This window comes from Bacillus aerolatus (assembly GCF_009183655.1).
GTDB classification, from domain to species: Bacteria; Bacillota; Bacilli; order Bacillales; family Domibacillaceae; genus Pseudobacillus; species Pseudobacillus aerolatus.
On sequence record NZ_WEIO01000003.1, the window covers coordinates 313,654 to 333,431 of the forward strand.

The following is a 19,778-nucleotide window of genomic DNA, read 5'->3' on the forward strand; positions in this document are numbered from 1 at the left end:
GAGTGTTTACCGGCTTTCTTGTTCATACTTAATAAGGACACTTTAAAACTGAATATTTGTATAAAAAAGTACATACTTATTCAAGTAGTTGACTATTCGCAAATACTTATTATTTATATTATTCTTAAAGAAGAAATAGCTAATAAACTGGAGTGAACTTAATTTTGGAAACAAAAAAAGCATTACCTATCTTATTCGTTGTCATGTTCCTCGTCATGGTGGGGTTCGGAATTATTATTCCTGTGTTGCCTTTCTATGCTGAAGAAATGGGCGCTTCACCTGCACAATTAGGATTATTAATGGCCGTTTATTCACTAATGCAACTTCTCTTTGCTCCAATGTGGGGACGGATTTCCGATCGAATGGGCCGGAAGCCTGTGATGATGATTGGCATTTTAGGACTTGCTCTCTCTTTTTTCTTAATGGCAGTGTCTTCGCAGCTTTGGATGCTTTTCGCCGCGAGAATCATTGGCGGCATTTTATCCTCCGCCAATATGCCAACTGTAATGGCATATGCAGCGGATATTACAACAGAAGAAGATCGCGGAAAAGGGATGGGTATTATTGGCGCAGCTGTCGGTCTAGGCTTTGTTTTGGGGCCAGCGATTGGCGGCATTTTTTCACAGAATAGTTTAAATATGCCTTTTTACATTGCAGGAGCTTCTTCCCTGCTTACGCTTTTCCTAGTTATGCTTATCTTAAAGGAATCATTAACTCCGGAAAACAGGAACGGACTTTCCAGGCGAAAAACCACACTAAGAGAAACACTTAATGGCCCAACATCAATTTTGTTTTTCTTGCAATTATTTATCTCTTTATCATTATCCGGTTTAGAAGCAACCTTTGCTTATTTTGCCGCTGAAAAAGCCGGTTTAGGACCAGTACAGCTAGGCTATATTTTTATGATTATGGGATTAGCTGGAGCAATTGTGCAAGGTGGATTAGTTGGAAGGCTAACGAAAAGATTTGGCGAAGGATTTGTCATTCAAATTGGGATTGTTATTTCGGCTATAGGCTTCTTGCTTATTTTATTCGTTGAAAGTTTTACAACTGCGGCTATTTATTTAACGATTTTTGGAATTGGGAACGGCGTTATTCGCCCGAGTGTTTCTTCCTTATTAACGAAAACGTCAAAAACAGGACATGGCAGTACAACAGGACTTTTATCTTCCTTTGATTCATTCGGAAGGATTATCGGCCCTCCATTAGGCGGTTGGCTCTTTTCTATCACCATTGGCTTGCCTTACCTTTCAGGAATATTATTATCCGTCGTTGCCTTTCTCTTGTATAGAATATATTCTGCTGCACTCTCGAAAAGTCTTCATCCAGACACGTTATAAATCAATCAGCAAAAAAAGACATTACTACATTCTAATCACAACGATAAAAACCAGTTCATTATTTTGAGCTGGTTTTATATTTACTTTTTTAAAATGACACAAGTAATCATTCCCCAATTGTAATTGAAAAAATATTTTATACCTATTTACTTTCTATTATCTCAACAAATTTTGTTGAAGCTGGTGAGAGAGGCACACTTTTTAAAAAACATACTCCTATACTTCTCTTTGGTATTTCTTCAATTATTTGCACTTCATACAATAATCCTTTATTTAAATACTCTTGGGAAAATTCTTTAGTCACACATGCTATCCCTAGATTTATTTTAGCAAACTCCAATAATAAATCATGTGAGCCTAATTCAAATTCTGGCGAAATCTTTATACCTCTAGATATCATATAATCCTCTACATACTTTCTGGAATTTGATTTTGGTTCAAGTAATATTAATGGCAGTTTTACTACTTCATGAAGACTTAATGGTTTAGATAATATATTCTTATATTTCTCCCCACAAACGAAAATGTCATGGATATCGATGCATGATATTAGTTCTAATGTAGGGTCATCAAGCGGAAAATTACAAATTGCAATATCAACTTCTCCTGATTTTAATAGAGAACAGAGCTCTAATGTTGTACCATTAACAATCTTAAACTTAATATTTGGATATCTATTATGAAAAGCTTCTAAATAAGGAAGTAAAAAAAACCTAGAAATGGTATCTCCTACACCTATCTTTAATTCCCCTGTCGTTAAATTCTTAAACTCTAAAATCTTTTCTTCTCCAACATCAATTAAACTAATAGCCGAATGAACATATTCAAATAGAAGACTACCCTCATTTGTTAATGATACCCCTTTAGGTGTTCTATTAAAAAGACGTATATCTAATTCTCTTTCTAATTGCATGATCGCTTGACTAACAGCTGGTTGTGTCATATAAAGATCTTTTGCTGCCTTAGAAAAACTTTCACTTTTTCCTACCTTACAAAATACTTTATATAAATCTAATTTACTTACCATATAATCACCCCTTATATCTACCATTCGATATATTAATTTTACTTATATCATTAAACTAATGTATATTACAAGGAGATACTTAATTAAAATTAACTTTTACAATTATAAGGAGCGATTATATTGGAAAGAGTAGTCGGAACGGTTGTTAGAGGTCTTCGTTGCCCAATCATAAATCAAGGTGATAATATCGAGGAAATTGTTGTAGATAGTGTGCTAAAAGCTTCAGAAGCTGAAGGCTTTAACATTAATGATAAAGATATCGTTACATTAACAGAATCAATCGTTGCCCGTGCTCAAGGTAATTATGCGACTATTGATCATATTGCTAAAGACGTTCGTTCCAAATTTGGAGAAGATACTGTTGGAGTAATATTTCCTATCTTAAGCCGTAATCGCTTTGCAAACTGTCTCCGTGGTATTGCAAAAGGAGCTAAAAAAATTGTATTAATGCTTAGCTATCCATCTGATGAAGTTGGCAATCACTTAGTGGATATAGACATGCTTGATGAAAAGGGAGTTAACCCTTGGACAGATGTTTTAACAGAAAAACAATTCCGTGATCATTTTGGATATAATAAACATACTTTTACTGGTGTTGATTATATTGATTACTATAAATCGTTAGTTGAGGAATGCGGTATTGAATGTGAAGTGATCTTCTCAAATAATGCAAAAACCATTTTAAATTACACAAAAAGTGTTCTTACTTGCGATATCCATACAAGATTTAGAACGAAGAAAATACTGAAAGCAAATGGCGGCGAGAAAATTTATAGCCTCGATAACATATTATCGGAGTCTATTGATGGCAGTGGCTGTAATGAAGATTACGGCCTGCTGGGCTCAAATAAATCAACAGAAGATAGTGTTAAACTTTTCCCACGTAATTGCCAGCCTATCGTTGATAACATCCAGCACATGCTCAAAGAAAAGACTGGAAAAAATGTTGAGGTCATGGTGTATGGAGATGGAGCATTCAAAGACCCAGTAGGCAAAATATGGGAACTAGCTGACCCAGTTGTATCACCAGCTTACACATCAGGTCTTGATGGTACACCTAATGAAGTGAAGTTAAAATATCTTGCTGACAATAACTTTGCTGATTTAAGAGGCGAAGAACTGAAACAAGCTATCTCTCAGTTCATTAACAATAAAGATTCTGATCTTGTGGGATCAATGGAAGCACAAGGTACTACACCTAGAAAACTTACTGATCTTATCGGTTCTTTATCCGATTTGACTTCAGGAAGCGGAGATAAAGGGACACCTATTGTCTTTATACAAGGTTATTTTGATAACTATACGAAATAATAGTAATCATTCATTGATTAGATAATTGTATATAAAAAATAAACCGTATCATTTAATTATGATACGGTTCTTCATATCGGGGATAACGACGAAACTCTAGCATAATTATGCTTCTCTTTCTATTTTAGATGGTTATACCCGCTTATCGATTTAGCCCACGTTGAGGATATAATCACTTAATTGCCTTGCTAGCTTTAATCTTCTTTCCTTTGATTGTTGTTTCTTCCATAGCTTGTAAGACTAATGACCCTTTCCCATTAAGAATATCAACATAGGACAAATTATCCTGAATGGTAATAATACCAATATCATCTGCTGTTACTCCAGGAATTTTCGCAATCGTTCCAACAAAATCTACAGCTCGAAGCTTCTTCTTTTTTCCGCCGTTGAAATGAAGTTTCATGATATCCTTGTTTATTCGTGCAGTTTTATTGTTTTTCACGACCCGGCGACCACTGACTTTTTCCTCGAAAGCGTTTTTTCCGCCAGCTACTTCCTGCTGTGTCGGTGCTTCCCTTACAGGTATCTCAAAGCCAATGTATTTTTCAATTGCTTTAAGGAGTTTGCCTTCATAAGGTGTCGCAAGTGTAATCGCTTTTCCTTTATTACCAGCACGCCCGGTTCTGCCTGTTCGGTGAACATAGCTCTCTTTTTCCACCGGAACGTCATAGTTGATCACAAGCGTTACATTATCAACATCGATCCCCCTCGCGGCCACATCGGTCGCCACGAGATAACGGAAATTCCCCATTTTGAAGCCATCCATAACCGCAAATCGATCTTCTTGTTCTAGTCCCCCGTGGAGTTTTTCACAAGAATAGCTGGATTCTTCCAATTCGGAAAACACTGTGTCGACATGTTCTTTAGTTCTGCAGAAAATAATACAGCTGTCCGGGTTTTCAACAACTGTAACGTTTTTAAGCAATGACATCTTTTCTTCTTCTTTCACCTCAATTACACTATGTTCAATCGCACTCGTAGTGATCCCTGCAGAAGCAATTTGAATATTAACAGGATTTTCCATATATTTATGGCAGAGATTTTCAATATCTTTAGGCAATGTAGCGGAAAATAACATCGTTACTCTGTTTAAAGGAAGTTGTTTTATTATAGCTTCTACTTCTTCGACAAAACCCATGTTAAGCATTTCATCAGCTTCATCTATAATAAGGTAGTTTATTTGGTCTAAAATTAATGTTTCTCTTTCAATATGATCCATCACACGCCCAGGTGTACCGACGACTATATGGGTTTTTTGTTTCAACTCTTCTTTTTGTTTTGTAAAAGGTTCTTTGCCATAAACCGCCATGGCTTTAATCCTTTTGAACCTCCCAATATTCGTTAAATCCTCTCGAACTTGAACGGCAAGCTCTCGAGTTGGCGTAAGAATTAATGCCTGTGGCTTTTTTTCCTCCCATTCAATCATCTCGCAAACAGGGATACCAAAAGATGCCGTCTTGCCACTGCCCGTTTGAGATTTCACCACGAGGTCCTGATTTCCCAATGCTCTTGGTATGACTTCGCTTTGAACCTCTGTAGGCGTTTCATACTTTAACACAGCAAGAGCTCTCTTTATTTCATCGCCTAAATTATAATCATCAAAACTTCTTTCACTCATGTATTTAACCTCGTTTTTTATATTATTTGACTTATTTACAAAATTCCTTAAAAAGAAATATCATATGCAGAACCTGACTGGGTTCATTATACTTGAAATGCCAGTCATACATACAAAACCTATAGAAATTTTGTTGCTTCGCCGTAGATTCTTCTCAACTGTATGATCTGCAGTCTATTTGACCTTAACTTTTCTGTCCAACTAAGTGTAGCCTATCCAGAAATCATAAAATAAAATAATGCTGCCACAAGAAAGGGGCAGCATTATTTTGTACGAGTAATAAACCATGACGAGGCGTCAACTTGATTGAGAAAAGCAGAAAGAGCCGTCTCTAATGCTTCTGTATCATGTACCGCAAAAGGTTCGGTAAGGGATTGTTGACGCAGGCAGTGTGGAGTACTCAGCTTGTTCGGCGGAGTGCGCATAAGGGTTTGACAGCATCTCCAAAAGCCGTTCCATCACGCTATAGTCTCCTTGTTCTACTGCCGCTTCTAGTGCCTCTTCTACCCGGTGGTTTCGTGGGATTAGCGCAGGATTGCTGTTCCGCATCAACTGATTCGAGGAGTCTTTCGATTCCTGCTGCCTGCCTAGTCTTGTCTGCCAGCGCTCATGCCATTCAGTGAATTCCGGGGTTCCAAGCAGAGCCGTATCCTCTAGCGTATCAAAAGTTAATGCACGGAAAGTATTCGTATAGTCCGCGCGATGCTTCTTCATCACACTTAGCAATTCTTTAATCAGGGCTTCATCCTCTGCCTCTTCATTAAATATCCCTAGCTTTGCTCTCATTCCCGCGACCCAATTAGAGTGATACAACTTAGTAAAATCAGAAATCTTATCCTGGGCCAATTCGACAGCCTGCTCTTCATCATCATGCAGCAGCGGCAATAGGGCTTCAGCAAATCGCGCAAGATTCCACCCGCCAATAACCGGCTGATTGCCATAGGCATAGCGGCCTTGAATGTCAATGGAACTGAATACGGTTGCTGGGTCATAGGTATCCATGAAGGCGCAAGGACCATAATCAATGGTTTCTCCGCTAATAGTCATGTTATCGGTGTTCATCACCCCATGAATAAAACCAACAAGCTGCCACTTGGCAATAAGCTCAGCCTGACGCTTGACCACTTCTTGAAGCAGTGAAAGATATTGGTTCTCACCGGCTTCAACTTCTGGAAAATGGCGATGGAGTGCATAGTCAGCCAAGATCCGGAGTTCCCGGGCTGTGCCCCATTGTGCAACGTATTGAAAGGTACCGACGCGCAGATGACTGGCAGCCACACGGGTCAAAATGGCACCAGGCAGCTTGGTTTCGCGGATGACTAACTCACCAGTTGTCACCACGGCCAGGCTGCGGGTCGTAGGAATACCAAGCGCATACATGGCTTCGCTAATGATGTATTCACGCAGCATCGGTCCAAGTGCCGCCCGGCCATCGCCTCCGCGAGAGTATGGCGTTCTACCTGAACCCTTAAGCTGAATATCAACCCGCTCATCTCGAGGAGTGATCTGCTCGCTTAGCAGCACCGCTCGACCATCCCCTAACATGTTAAAATGCCCGAATTGATGCCCTCCGTAAGCTTGAGCAAGAGGCGAAGCACCCTCGGGAATCTCGTTTCCAGCAAACACCGCTGCGCCGTCTTCGCTTTGCAGTGCCTGAACGTTCAAACCAAGAGACTCTGCTAACTTGTTATTTAGAATGACCAACTTCGGTGATCGTACAGGAGTTGGATTCGTGCTGGAAAAAAATAATCCTGGCAGACGAGCATAACTGTTGTCTAAGTTCCACCCTGTTTCTTTACTCTTTGTCATAGCTTCTCCTTTTCTTTTTATATAATAGTGTTTTCTGTTTATGAAACAAAAATTATAAGCATGTTTAGTTGTCTACATTTCATAAAAACATCATGCAGTCTCTTTTTAATGTCTACTTCTTCCAACTTATTATACACTTTCCACACAAGGATGCGTCCTTTAAAGTAAAGTGATTGCCTGTCACTGTCCCTAAATTTAAAGAAGAAGCAGATACCCTTAATGGGTTCCTGCTTCTTCTTTTAAGTCTATTTTTGTCGATCATTTTATCTTGCTTACTTTTCAATTTATTTGTGCCAATAGTTATTTCTGCTTTTCATGGGTCGACACGTTAGAAACCCCCACTTCAAGCTTTGCAAAGTGGGGGAGCATTCATATCCAAAGAATTAACTATAAACCGGCTCTTTTTCGCTTAGACCAAGCGTCTCTGCTGTTGAATTATGAATTTCATGCAGAAGCTCCGGGTTTTGCATTAGTGACACGCCATAAGAAGGGATCATTTCTTTGATTTTCGGTTCCCACTCTTTCACATGTTGCGGGAAGCATTTTTTAATTACCTCAAGCATAACGTGAACGGCAGTAGAAGCACCCGGAGAAGCGCCTAGTAATGCTGCGATCGAGCCATCAGCCGCACTTACAACTTCCGTACCAAATTGAAGCGTTCCTTTGCCGCCCGCTTCAGTGTCTTTAATAACTTGTACACGTTGGCCAGCAACTACAATATCCCAATCCTCGCTTTTAGCGTTCGGGATAAACTCACGTAACTCTTCCATGCGCTGTTCTTTCGATAACATGAGTTGTTGGATCAGATATTTTGTCAACGCCATCTCTTTAATCCCTGCCGCCAATAACGTTGTAATATTATGCGGTTTTACAGAAGCAATTAAATCCATATTTGAACCGTTTTTTAAGAACTTAGGCGAGAAGCCGGCGAACGGTCCAAATAGCAATGATTTTTTGTTATCGATATAGCGTGTGTCAAGGTGCGGAACAGACATTGGTGGAGCACCAACTTTAGCTTTTCCGTATACTTTTGCATGATGCTGCTCCACAACTTCTTGATTTTTACATGACAGGAATAACCCGCTAATCGGGAATCCACCAATGTGTTTCCCTTCAGGAATACCTGATTTTTGTAGTAACTCCAAGCTTCCTCCCCCCGCTCCAAGGAAGACGAATTTTGCAGTATGGTATTCCGCTTTACAGCCATCGATATCGTGGACTTTTACTTCCCATAAGCCGTCTTTAGTACGTTTAATGCTTTCGACACTATGTTTGTAATTGATATCGACGTTTTGAGTTTTTAAGTGGTCAAATAGCATACATGTTAAAGCACCAAAGTTAACGTCTGTGCCAGTGTCGATTTTTGTTGCTGCGATGGCTTCATCCGCTGGACGGTCTTGCATAATAAGCGGAATCCATTCCATCAGTTTTGCTGGGTCATCGGAAAATTCCATCCCTTTGAAAAGAGGATTTTTTGACAGCGCCTCAAAGCGTTTCTTTAAAAACGCGACATTTTGTTCCCCTTGTACCATACTAATATGAGGTAATGGCATGATAAAGTCCTGTGGATTATTGATCAACTTACTATTTACAAGATAAGACCAAAACTGCATTGAAACTTGAAACTGTTCATTAATTTTTATCGCTTTGCTAATATCTACGGATCCGTCTGATTTTTCAACTGTGTAGTTAAGCTCGCACAGTGCCGCATGCCCTGTCCCCGCATTATTCCACGCGTTAGAGCTTTCCTCTCCTGCTTCGTCAAGCTTCTCAAACACTGTAATGTTCCAGTCCGGTGCTAATTCTTTCAGAAGTGTACCTAAAGTCGCGCTCATGATTCCGGCACCAATTAAGATGACGTCTGTTTTATTTTCTCTGTTGCTCATTTTACCCTTCCTTATCCCCTAAGATTTGCAGAAAAGATATAGTCGCTCCTTCTTAGGCGTCATAAGCAAGCCAAGGCGCGACCTGATCACACACCTTTTCTGTATCAATTATAATTGAATATAGTATATCACTTTTACTTATAGTATATCACTTTTATTGATAGATTAAAATATCACTATTATATGATAAATATAAGCTATTTAAAAGCTGATAAAAAGTGAAAAGTCCTTCCATAAAGCCCTAGCCTAGCTTCTTGCAAAGGCTGAGGCGCTGGTTTGCCTCTGTTGGCACAATGGGTTCTCAAGGCCAACATCACTTGTTTCCCAAGCTTTCCAGGCATTTTCTTAGCATTGCCCTTTGCCTGTAATCGTTTTTAATTGAATAAACATTTTTGTCCTTCCTCCATTATTATTTTATTTATTATCTGCTATTATATTTAATAATGAAAATCATTATCAGTAATTGCTTATTTTTAAAAATAAAGAACGTGAGGTTGCTGTCATGTGGAATAATAAAAACGTGTGGATTCTCCTAATCGGGGAATTTATTGCCGGTGTGGGGTTATGGCTTGGAATCATTGGAAATCTTGAGTTTATGCAGGCTAAAGTTCCTTCTGATTTCTTAAAAGCCATTATTCTAGCAATTGGATTACTAGCCGGCCTTGCTGTAGGGCCATTAGCAGGTCGGGTCGTTGATCAGATGCGTAAAAAAACTATTATGCTCGTATCTGGATTTGCTCGAACAATAAGCGTTATTTTTATGTTCATTGCAATTCAAACGGGGTCTCTATGGTGGATGATTATTTTTCTTATCCTTATTGAAATTTGTGCTGCGTTCTATTTTCCAGCTTTGCAGGCAACAATTCCTCTTGTCGTCAAGGAAAAAGATTTGTTGCAGGTAAATGGTATGTTTATGAATGTTTCTTCAGTGTCTCGGATAATCGGAACAGCGTCAGCAGGAATTTTGTTAGTAATCATCTCTCTATCTATGCTTTATTTCTTTTCATTTGTTGCCTATTTAGGATTATTTATTCTGACGTGCTTTTTAACAATTAATGACTCAAAAAAAGAGAAAACAATTTTAGGAGATATGCATTCACCAAGAACAGGTTTTAAAGATGTCTTTCCGGTTATTAAAGAACGACCAATTGTCTTGATGACATTAATGCTATCATTTGTTCCCCTTTTCTTTCTCGGAGGATTTAATCTCATCATAATAAATATTAGTGAACTACAAAGCAGCGCATCGATCAAAGGGTGGATTTATACAGCAGAAGCAATTGCATTCATTTTAGGTGCTTTTTCTGTAAAACAAATTAGCCATAAATGCTCATCTTATACAATATTATTTCTCTGTTCATTCGTCATTGGTTTATCACAATTGTTACTCTATTTTGCACAAATTCCAGTTTTGTCGATCATTGTCTTTCTTCTATTTGGGTTTTCTGTCGGAGCCTTTTTTCCAACAGTTGCTACCATTTTTCAAACGAGCGTACCGAAAGACTTTCACGGTAGATTTTTCTCCTTTCGAATTATGCTCGATGGGTTTATTTTACAAGTTGCCTTAATAATTACTGGATTTTTATTGGATATAATGAGGCTGCAACAAATGTCCGTCACCTTTGGCACAATGTCACTTACCATGACGGCAATTTACTTTTTTCAGTTTAGAAAACGGAAAACACAATTTGAGTTGAAAGAAAAAATAAGTTAAATGATAATCTAGGCAATTATAAGAAAAGAAATCAACATACCAAGGTTAATTTCTTTTCTTTAACAATCCTTAGTATTTTTAGAACATACTAAATCAACAACTTTACTGTGAAATTAAGTTAGTTCTAAAAAGTGGGCACAAGAAAATGATAATTCGTTACAATAACTAAAATAATACCTCATTTACTTATGATACGGTTCCCCGTAACGCATCTAAATGAGGTTTTCTCGGACTATGAATGCTAAAATCAGATCCCGTCCCGCAATGGTTTTCAACTCACTTCCTTTTAAATAAGAATTCTTGTCCTTAATTAAGTAACCAGTGAAGGTAAAATAAGCGAAGGTTTTTCGGTTAGATGCAGAATAGAGCTCGTTTCGGGGTAAATAAGCGGAGGTTTTCCGATTATACAAAGCAAAATCCCCCATTTTCACCTTTTTCGAGTCAATAGGCGGATTCTCTCTGTCTATTTAGTCTATTTTTTAATTTTATTTACTAATTAAGCGAAATTTTTCCGTCTATTTATTTGATCGGGTGCTTAACCTGATCCCCCAACCGATAAGAGCGGACCCTCTTGATCCCAGATGAGGGAATCAGCATCTTTTTATCGACTAGTTGAGAAAGTACCTTTTTTACTGTCTTGTCACTTAGCTTTAAATACTTCTCGACTTCTTTAGGGGATATAGTTTCTCCTTTTCGAATCGCTAGCCTCAGCACTTCCTTTTCGACAAAGGACAGAGATGTCTGATCCAGTTCATCACCCAGCCATTGGCCAATCACTTGCTGAACAATCTGTTGACATCGACGAGGCTGCTCGTTAACCTGGTCATAAGAAAAGCGGATCACGGTCCATCCGTCAATCACCAACTGGTTTTGACGTTCCAGGTTGTCGGAAAATTGCCATCTGCTTATGTTCTTTAGGTGAGGGCCATACCCGTCAACCTCAAGGCAAATCCGGATGGCGGGACGAATATAAGCAAAATCCAAATACCTTTTGCCATCCTTGAAATCATCGACTTCATATTCTGGATGAAGATACTTGAAATGGTAAAATAATGGCCGCCACACTTGCTTCAAAAATAACATTTCAGCCTGATTGTGACCTTCTTGTAAGCGCCGCAGCCGTTCGCCGGTTCTCGCCTGCAAGTGAGCATTCAAAAAGGCCTGGTATTCACCTTCAAATCCCATAGCACCCTTCCTCCCATCCAATGGTCATGTCTTTTACAGCACCCTAGTGAACAAATCCTAACGAATTTGGAAACCGTTCTTTCCTCAATTTCTTCTACTATCAAATTTTACATACATATTTATTTATTCATTTGAACTTCGGATAGATTTTTAAAATTAATGAGTGTTACTGTGAGTGAAATAATGAGGTTTAATGTTGCTTCAATTGGAGAAAGTAAAAAGCAAATAAAGACTTGCGGAGTAGCAAATGTAAAAGGAAAATTTAGAGAAGAATTTGAGGATAGAACTATTTTTAGTTTAATAAAATTCTTAAATTTGTCAATATGAACGCAATACCATTCTGATCATTTTTATTTCCGTTAAGGAAAATAGAGTCAGTCCCCCGGTACGCTAAAAATGAGGTCATGCTCCTAAAAGCATGACCTCATTTTTTAAACTATTTAGACAAAAATTCTAGACAAATCCATCTGGATTGCGGCATACCTCTGCACCCTCAATCCAAATTTTTACAAAAAATTCGAATCCAAAGATCAGATTATAGAGAAAAGGTGTTCGCGTCATCACCATGGGGAGACTCGAAATAGCGCAATTCTACAAAAACATACTCAAATTCATAACCGTTAATACTGCCTGATCAGGAATGATTGTCCTTGCAGCAATCTTCCACTGCCCATCTACTTTCCGAATGATGTCTTCCCGCTCGCCAATAATTTCTTCTAATTGATGTTCGGAAGCTCTGCTGCGTTTGAAGTAAAAATAGCTTCGGACGTTATATTCATCAGAATTAGCACCAGGCTTTACCATGATGTTGGTGATATAATGCCTCTGCCTTGTTCGTGGATCTTCAACCCACGCGGAATTCGTATAAAGCCGTTTCACCCTCGTCTCAAGGGATTTTTTCGTTTCTTCAAAATATGTCATATCATCAACGATATTCGAACCATCTCTTCTTTCCGTTGTCACACGCAACGGCATGCGGTATATAATATCATCGGTTAATAAATCATGCCATTCTTGGTACATATGGTGGTCTAACAAATAGGCTTCATGATATAGAAATTGAGTAATTTCATGTTGTAATTCTGAATTCACTTGAGTGTTTTGAAATTGCAATTCCATGCTCACTGGCTATCCTCCTCTTCGTCCAAAAGACCTTTTGAAATTAGTTCAAACCAACGTTTTTGAATACTTCTTGCTAAGTTATCCGTGTAAGTAGATGGGTAAGCAACACCTGGTCCAGGGAAGTTTTCAACTGGCTCAAATACGTCTTCTCCCAATAGATAATTGTTCACATTATTATAGCTTAATTCTTTATCTTCCATCATGAGCGCGTCGCTTACTTGAATAATACGAGCCCAAACTTCTGTATCATCCTGTTCTAATGTTCCAGAGGGACCAAAGGAACCGACATAAGCCTTATATGCTTCCTCCTTGTATTCTTCGGGTGCTGCCTTATCAATTAAAAACCAACACCATATTTCTACTTTATCAGGCCCTAAAGGTCTCCAAACCCGAAGATTTAAGTAGTTGCACATCTCGCCTTCCATCCCATGCACTGGACTGTCGAAAGCAAGGTTAGGGAACATACCACCGACAAAAACGGTCGCATTTGAAAAGATTTCATTTTGTTCAGGACTTAAATTTCGTTCAAACATTGGCCACATCGATTCAGGCAATGTTTGATATTTATAGGGTGACTTGCCTGTTGCAGACGTCATGATACTTAGACCGTGACCGTTACCTAAAACGATCTGATGGCCATAACTTGCAAAATTCGGGTCATTTGGGCTGATTCCTAATTCAACAGTGGACCGGTGATTCGTTTGAACATGATATGGATCTGAAGCGAAGTTTTCTTGTGTCATCTTCCAGTTGGCTTGTGCTGTCCAACGTTGAGGAACGCCTCTAACTTCCATTCCGCCATCACTTCTGCCTAACAGGATGTCTAAATACCATTTCATATCCCCAAGGTAATCCTCCAAAGGCATGGCTTGATGATCCAAGCTTGCAAATATCAACCCTTGGTACATCCCAACTTTCGGAATTGGACGCAGCCCCCACTCGTCCTTTATCATTTTTTCTCCGTATACTTTTTTTCCGGATACGACACCAACCAGTTCCCCTTCAAGGTTAAAACTCCATCCATGATAGGGACAAGTAAACGTTTTCTTTTTTCCGAAATCAGCCGTACATAGATGTGCGCCTCTATGCGTACAGGAGTTTAGATAAGCTTTAATCTCTCCGGAATTTGTTTTTACAAGTAATACTGGATCACTCGCAATCCAACGCGTCACATAACTTCCGGGCTCTTTTAATTCAGATTCATGCCCCAGAAATTGCCACGTTTTACCAAAAATCTGTCTGCGTTCCAATTCATAAATATCCTTATCTGTCACTGCCCATTGAGGCATTAAACCCTTATCCAACTTTTCTTTCAGCTTCTGTAATGTTTGCTTATTTACGCTATCTTTAACCAACATTCTCTGTTCACCTCATTAAATCTATTTTTGATGATTAATTTTAAATCTTCTGTTTTTTATAGTTTAGAACGTATTATATATAATGTAAATAAAGGTTTTTTATGATTATTTGTGATTATTTGTGATTAGTTATGATTAGAGAAATAAAATGAATGTAAGATATTTGCCTGAAAGGGGCCTTTTGAACAATAGTGAGATAATCTCTATAAATTATTCATATCTTTCGCAGATTGTAATACTAATCTAACAGAATCCCAAACATGATCATGGGTCCGAATTGATTACTGGTTTTGCACAATGTGCACAGAACAAGGATGTTAAACAGTATTTTGTTAGAAAATAGAGTCAGTCCCCCGGTACGCTAAAGCAGTATCGCAGCGGGGGACAGGCACCCAAGTTTACCAATGAAGGTAAAATAAGCGGAGATTTTTCGGTTAAATGCAGAATAGAGCTTGTTTCGGGGTAAATAAGGGGAGGTTTTCCGACTATGCAAAGCAAAATCCCTCATTTTCACGTTTTTCGAGTCAATAGGCGGAATCTCTTCGTCTATTTAAGCTATTTTTAATGATAATTACAAATTAAGCGAAATTTTCCCGTCTATTTTATCAGATCAGGTACTTAACCTGATCCCCCAACCAATAAGAGCAGATCCTCTTGATCCCACCGTTAAGAAAACTTACAATGTTCCAGCCTCCCCAACTTTAAGGAGAGGCATTTTCTAATAACCTCATTTACTTATGATACGGTTCCCCCCGGTTAATCCGAAAGCTCCGATACACCTGCTCCACTAATATCAGCCTCATCAGCTGATGGGGAAAAGTCATTTTTGAAAAAGATAACGTATCGTTGGCCCGCTGCATAACGTCTTTGTGCAGGCCGAGCGAACCGCCGATGATGAAGGCGATTTTGCTTTTGCCGTAGGTGGCGAGCTGATCAAGCTGTTTAGCAAGTTCTTCAGATGTTTTCATTTTGCCTTCGATAGCAAGTGCGATCACGTGCGTGTCCGAGCTAATTTTAGCAAGGATGCGTTCACCTTCTTTTTGTTTAACTTGCTCCATTTCTGTTATACTTAGTTCTTCCGGTGCTTTTTCATCGGCGACCTCAATAATGTCCAGTTTGGCATAAGCCGAAAGACGCTTGACGTATTCGTCGATTCCTTGTTTTAAATACTTCTCTTTTAGCTTTCCAACTGTAACGATTGTGATATTCACAGCATGTCCTCACTTTACAAACAATTTACGAACAGGTTATCCACAAAATTATCCACATATCCACAAAATTAATTTTTTCCACTGTTTTTTCTTTAAATAATCATATCATAATTGACCTGCTTCTTTTTTTTACGCGTTTTTTTCTTAACAAAATTCCTCTTTTTTAATTGATTAGTAAAAAAGAATGAATATTCCAATTCTCCTTAAAATTTATATGGATTTAATACGCCCTTTACATTGGATTGACAGAATGAAGAGGAGCTTATTTTAAGGGGGAAATGAAGATGAGTAAAGTGAGAATGAAAACGATTCCGATTGTGCTTACAGCGGGGATGATATTTAGCAGTGCACCTGTCTTTCCCGAAGCAGCAGCGAACGGACAAGCTGTAAATCTGGTCCAAGAAAACTTCGATGCTTCCAATCTGCCTGCCGGGTGGAAGGTTATTCAAGGACAGGCAACTGTTCAAAACGGTAAGCTGACACTTACTTCTCCGGCCACTTCTAAGCCAGCGCGAGTCGTTGCGCCGCTAGCTGAACAAACCGGAGATTACGTCATTGAAGCCGATATGACGTTCTTATCTGCGGTGGAAGATACACGCTGGGCTTCTATTATGTACCGTGTCCAGTCAGAAAACTATCCTTATTACCAGTTTGCGGTTCGCCGCGGCGCCACTGCTGTGAATGGCCTTGAATTTGCCTTGCGCAACGACCGGAACCAATGGGAAGTACTTGGTAAAACGTTTTATTCCGAACCATTTGAATTGAATAAGCCTTATCGCTTGAAAATAGTCGCGAAAGGCAGCCGGGTTCAGCAGTACATCAATGATCAGCTCGTCATTGATACAGATGCTGCTTCAGCTCATCTCAAAGGTGATATCGGTTTTCAAGCTGCCGGAACGACTGTGCAATTTGATAATTTAAGAGTCACATCCCAAGAAGCAGAATTGCCGCCGCTCACTGATTCCGGCGCCTTTTTGCCAAAAGAAGCGGAAACAAATATTTTGAACGCGCCAACTATTTTATCATCCAATGCCACACCTCAAGCCATTGATGCACTGGCCGGGACGGGCGTTTCTTCTATGTTGCTAAAAACGAATAGCGATCTGCAAGTGAATGGCACTCCACTTAAAGACATGCTTGAAAAAATGAAAGGAAAAATGATTCCCGTCATTCAGCTGGAAGAGGAAAAAACAGCGGCACCGCTCATTTCTTTATTAAAAGAACAAGCCATTCAGGATGTTCACATTTTGTCGAGCAGCCCGGCGCTAGTGGATCTTGTGAAGAAAGAGGTGCCTACAGCAAGAGGAGCCGTTCTATATAACCGTCAATCTTTGAATAAACATGATATCAACCAATTTATTCAAAGTTTGCATAAGCATGGCGCTAAAACGGCTGTTATTCCGAAAAAGCTGCTGTCGGCAGATCTTGTCCATACATTCCACAGCCGGACGGTCTCGGTGTGGGGCATAGGCGGGTCCAATGAAGCAGATGCTCATGAACTCATACATACTGGCGTAGACGGCATCATTGCTGATGAAGCTGCTCCCGTTTTAACAGCATTTAGCCGCTACCCTGAAAATACGCTCGTTCAGCGTCCAATTGTGGCTGCTCACCGCGGTATTCCGTCTCTTGCCCCAGAGAATACGATGGCCGGCTACCAGAAAGCGTATGAGCTTGGCGCCGACTTAATTGAAACGGATTTGCATATGACAAAAGATGGCCAACTCGTTGTTATGCATGATGAAACCGTCAACCGGACGACGAACGGAACAGGCAAAGTGTCTGAGTTAACGTACGAACAAATTCGCCAGCTCGATGCAGGCGTGAAGTTCAGTCCGGAATTTGCCGGAGAAAAAGTGCCTTCTTTCCGCGAATTTTTGCAAGGATTTAAAGGAAAAGGCGCAATCCTTCTCGTTGAGCTGAAAGCAGCCGGCATTGAAGAAAAAGTAATAGAAGAAATTGAACAGGAAGGCATGACAGATGAGGTCTTAATTCAAAGCTTCAATCTTGATACAGTGAAGAGTTCTCGTGAGCTGAAGCCGGAAATCGGGGCAGGCTATTTATACTCAGCCGGCGTGCCGGCAACAGCAGAAGCAAGATTGAAAGACGCCAGACAAATGGTCAATTACGCGTCTACAATGAATGTAACATTAAACTCAAGCTACGGCAGTCTTTCGAAAGAATTCATCACCTATATGAAGCAGCGCGGCATGACAAGCCTTCACTGGACATTCCGCAATGAGCAAGCGCTGGAAGAACAGTTGATGAATGGCATGATCGGTCCAATTACCGACTACACACAATGGCTGAGTGCGGCTCCTGTCCGGCTGGAAACGCCGATTAAAAAGCAGAATTTAAAAGTTGGAAAAACAGCTGTTATTCAAGCTAAAGCTTTTGTCCATTACCGGGAAGAGAAAAAAGAAAATATTGAAACGACTCTTTTTTCTTCTGATAATGGGAAAATTACCGCAATTGAAGGAAATACAATTAAAGCACTGGCACCTGGAAAAACATTTGTCTTTGCACAGCACACATTCACGATGCTTGGCAAAGAATGGCGGCTCGTGTCAGAACCGATTGAAGTGACTGTTTCCAATTAAACTAAAAAAGAGCGTGCTTGTGTATAAGCCGCTCTTTTTTGGTTATCCACAACTTATTTTTGTTGTTTTTCTAAAAATTATACACATACCCATAGACTCTATCCACATACATCAGGGGACTATTCGTGGGCTACTTTATATTCCGCTTCATTTTGACAGTATTCACAGGACTTTTTCTCTACTTCCAGTTTTTCTATAATAGGTGCTGTTTCGTATTCATCCACAATAATGTCAAGTGCAAGTTCTGTATGTTCTTTGCAGCAATAAATCATTTGATCCACTCCTTTGCGTATATATTCTATCATGAAAAAGCGCAGAAAAGCGTAGTGCCTTCCTGCGTCTTTCAGTTAAAGAGCTTCTTCTGAAGTTAGCGTCATTGTTGTTTTTTGTTTTTTTCCGCTTCGGTAAAAAGTAACTTCCACTTTATCACCGACTTTTTTCTTGTTGTACATATATTTACGGAGCTCTAAAATATCACGTACCGCTTGATTGTCAAGCTTTACAATGACATCAAATTCCTGCAGCCCTGCTTTTGAGGCGGGTGTATTAGGCATAACTTGCTCGACCATCGCCCCATCATTAATTTCTCTAGGGAGCTTTAATGTTTCCTGCTGATGGTACGCCGGTATTTCATTCACGTTTCGGAGTGTCACTCCCATGGCGGGACGAACCATTTTTCCATTTTTCTCAAGACTATCGATAATTGGTTTTGCAAAATTAATTGGAATCGATAAACCGATGCCTTCAACTGCACTTTGAGCAATCTTCATTGAATTGATACCAATGACCTGGCCGGCAATATTGACGAGTGCTCCGCCACTGTTACCAGGGTTAATAGCCGCATCTGTCTGCAACACTTCCGCCTGCCAGTCGATCATGTTGTCTCCATTAATATCAACCGGAATCGCGCGCTCCAAGCCGGAAATCACTCCTTGCGTGACCGATCCGGAAAACTCCAGACCAAGCGGGTTCCCAATTGCGATGACTGGTTCGCCGATTTTTAGCGCATCTGAATCGCCAAATTCAGCGACTTTTTTTACATTTTTTCCGTCAATTTCAACAACGGCTAAGTCCGTCCAAATATCTCCGCCACGCATTTTTGCCGGCACTTTTGTTCCGTCTGCGAGCGTCACTTCAAGCTGCTGAGCGCCTTCGATCACATGATAATTCGTCACTATGTACGCTTTATCGCCGGATTTTTTGTAAATAACACCTGAACCTGTTCCGGCCGGCTGGGCAGATTCTTCTTCCCAAAAGCTGCCTGATTGAATGTTTGTAATTCCGACGACTGTATCCTGTGCTTTATCTACCGCTTTTGTCACATCAGTCGTAATATTTAAAGAAACATTTTGTCCTTTCGGCTGCTCATCGTTTTGTTCAATGTGGACTTGTTCATTACTCTCTCCGCCCGGCAAGATATCATAATCCGCCAGCTTAGGAAGAGCGATAATCACGAGCAGTGCACCTAAAATAAGTCCGGCCAGACTCGCCAGGAAATACCCACTTTTACTAGGGCCGCGCTGATTTCGGCCAGCCCGGCCATCATCGTAATAGCCCAAACACCTCACCCTTTCTACTACATACTGTCTCTTATTTT

Annotated in this window: 14 protein-coding genes; 4 read left to right on the top strand and 10 right to left on the bottom strand. The window is 39.8% G+C overall.

The window, feature by feature from the left end; genetic code table 11:
* Positions 1–164 precede the first annotated feature (164 nt).
* Positions 165–1,340, top strand: a complete 1,176-nt coding sequence (locus F9802_RS07550) for an MFS transporter (RefSeq protein WP_152150554.1) — start codon at positions 165–167, stop codon at positions 1,338–1,340.
* A 142-nt stretch (positions 1,341–1,482) separates the two neighbouring features.
* Here the strand turns inward: F9802_RS07550 and F9802_RS07555 are convergent, their stop codons facing one another.
* Complete coding sequence (locus F9802_RS07555) at positions 1,483–2,367, bottom strand: LysR family transcriptional regulator (RefSeq protein WP_152150555.1); 885 nt, start codon at positions 2,365–2,367, stop codon at positions 1,483–1,485.
* A 120-nt stretch (positions 2,368–2,487) separates the two neighbouring features.
* On the opposite strand from F9802_RS07555, the gene F9802_RS07560 reads away from it, so the two are divergent.
* A complete protein-coding gene (locus F9802_RS07560; RefSeq protein WP_152150556.1) occupies positions 2,488–3,678 on the top strand; it encodes a coenzyme F420-0:L-glutamate ligase in 1,191 nt (396 codons plus the stop codon).
* Between the two features lie 172 nt (positions 3,679–3,850).
* On the opposite strand, the gene F9802_RS07565 is transcribed toward F9802_RS07560, so the two are convergent.
* From F9802_RS07565 to F9802_RS07575, 3 genes are all read right to left on the bottom strand, one after another.
* Complete coding sequence (locus F9802_RS07565; protein WP_152150557.1) at positions 3,851–5,296, bottom strand: DEAD/DEAH box helicase; 1,446 nt, start codon at positions 5,294–5,296, stop codon at positions 3,851–3,853.
* 345 nt (positions 5,297–5,641) lie between these two features.
* On the bottom strand, positions 5,642–7,105 hold the full coding sequence (locus tag F9802_RS07570) for a protein adenylyltransferase SelO (protein WP_152150558.1): 1,464 nt from the start codon (positions 7,103–7,105) through the stop codon (positions 5,642–5,644).
* Positions 7,106–7,488: 383 nt separating this feature from the next.
* Positions 7,489–8,991 carry a malate:quinone oxidoreductase gene (locus F9802_RS07575; RefSeq protein ID WP_152150560.1) on the bottom strand — a complete coding sequence of 501 codons (1,503 nt, stop codon included), beginning with the start codon at positions 8,989–8,991 and terminating at the stop codon, positions 7,489–7,491.
* 502 nt (positions 8,992–9,493) lie between these two features.
* Between F9802_RS07575 and F9802_RS07580 the strand changes: the two genes are divergently transcribed.
* Positions 9,494–10,705, top strand: coding sequence for an MFS transporter (locus tag F9802_RS07580; protein WP_152150562.1), 1,212 nt, complete (start codon positions 9,494–9,496; stop codon positions 10,703–10,705).
* A 519-nt stretch (positions 10,706–11,224) separates the two neighbouring features.
* On the opposite strand, the gene F9802_RS07585 is transcribed toward F9802_RS07580, so the two are convergent.
* The 4 genes from F9802_RS07585 to rlmH form a co-directional block, all read right to left on the bottom strand.
* On the bottom strand, positions 11,225–11,890 hold the full coding sequence (locus F9802_RS07585) for a DNA-binding response regulator (protein ID WP_152150564.1): 666 nt from the start codon (positions 11,888–11,890) through the stop codon (positions 11,225–11,227).
* Positions 11,891–12,481: 591 nt separating this feature from the next.
* Entirely contained in the window at positions 12,482–13,009 is a 528-nt protein-coding gene (locus F9802_RS07590; protein WP_152150684.1) for a 3-phenylpropionate/cinnamic acid dioxygenase subunit beta, read from the bottom strand.
* Positions 13,010–13,011: 2 nt separating this feature from the next.
* Entirely contained in the window at positions 13,012–14,370 is a 1,359-nt protein-coding gene (locus F9802_RS07595) for an aromatic ring-hydroxylating oxygenase subunit alpha (protein ID WP_404799147.1), read from the bottom strand.
* Between the two features lie 731 nt (positions 14,371–15,101).
* Positions 15,102–15,581 (bottom strand): 23S rRNA (pseudouridine(1915)-N(3))-methyltransferase RlmH, encoded by a 480-nt coding sequence (rlmH, locus tag F9802_RS07600; protein WP_152150566.1) that lies wholly within the window; start codon positions 15,579–15,581, stop codon positions 15,102–15,104.
* 284 nt (positions 15,582–15,865) lie between these two features.
* On the opposite strand from rlmH, the gene F9802_RS07605 reads away from it, so the two are divergent.
* On the top strand, positions 15,866–18,181 hold the full coding sequence (locus F9802_RS07605; RefSeq protein WP_191991801.1) for a glycerophosphodiester phosphodiesterase family protein: 2,316 nt from the start codon (positions 15,866–15,868) through the stop codon (positions 18,179–18,181).
* Between the two features lie 119 nt (positions 18,182–18,300).
* On the opposite strand, the gene F9802_RS07610 is transcribed toward F9802_RS07605, so the two are convergent.
* Both F9802_RS07610 and F9802_RS07615 read right to left on the bottom strand, forming a co-directional pair.
* Positions 18,301–18,453 carry a CxxH/CxxC protein gene (locus F9802_RS07610; RefSeq protein ID WP_152150570.1) on the bottom strand — a complete coding sequence of 51 codons (153 nt, stop codon included), beginning with the start codon at positions 18,451–18,453 and terminating at the stop codon, positions 18,301–18,303.
* Between the two features lie 75 nt (positions 18,454–18,528).
* The gene (locus F9802_RS07615; RefSeq protein WP_152150572.1) at positions 18,529–19,740 is read right to left on the bottom strand and encodes a S1C family serine protease; all 1,212 of its coding nucleotides are present in this window, start codon (positions 19,738–19,740) and stop codon (positions 18,529–18,531) included.
* Positions 19,741–19,778: the final 38 nt, after the last annotated feature.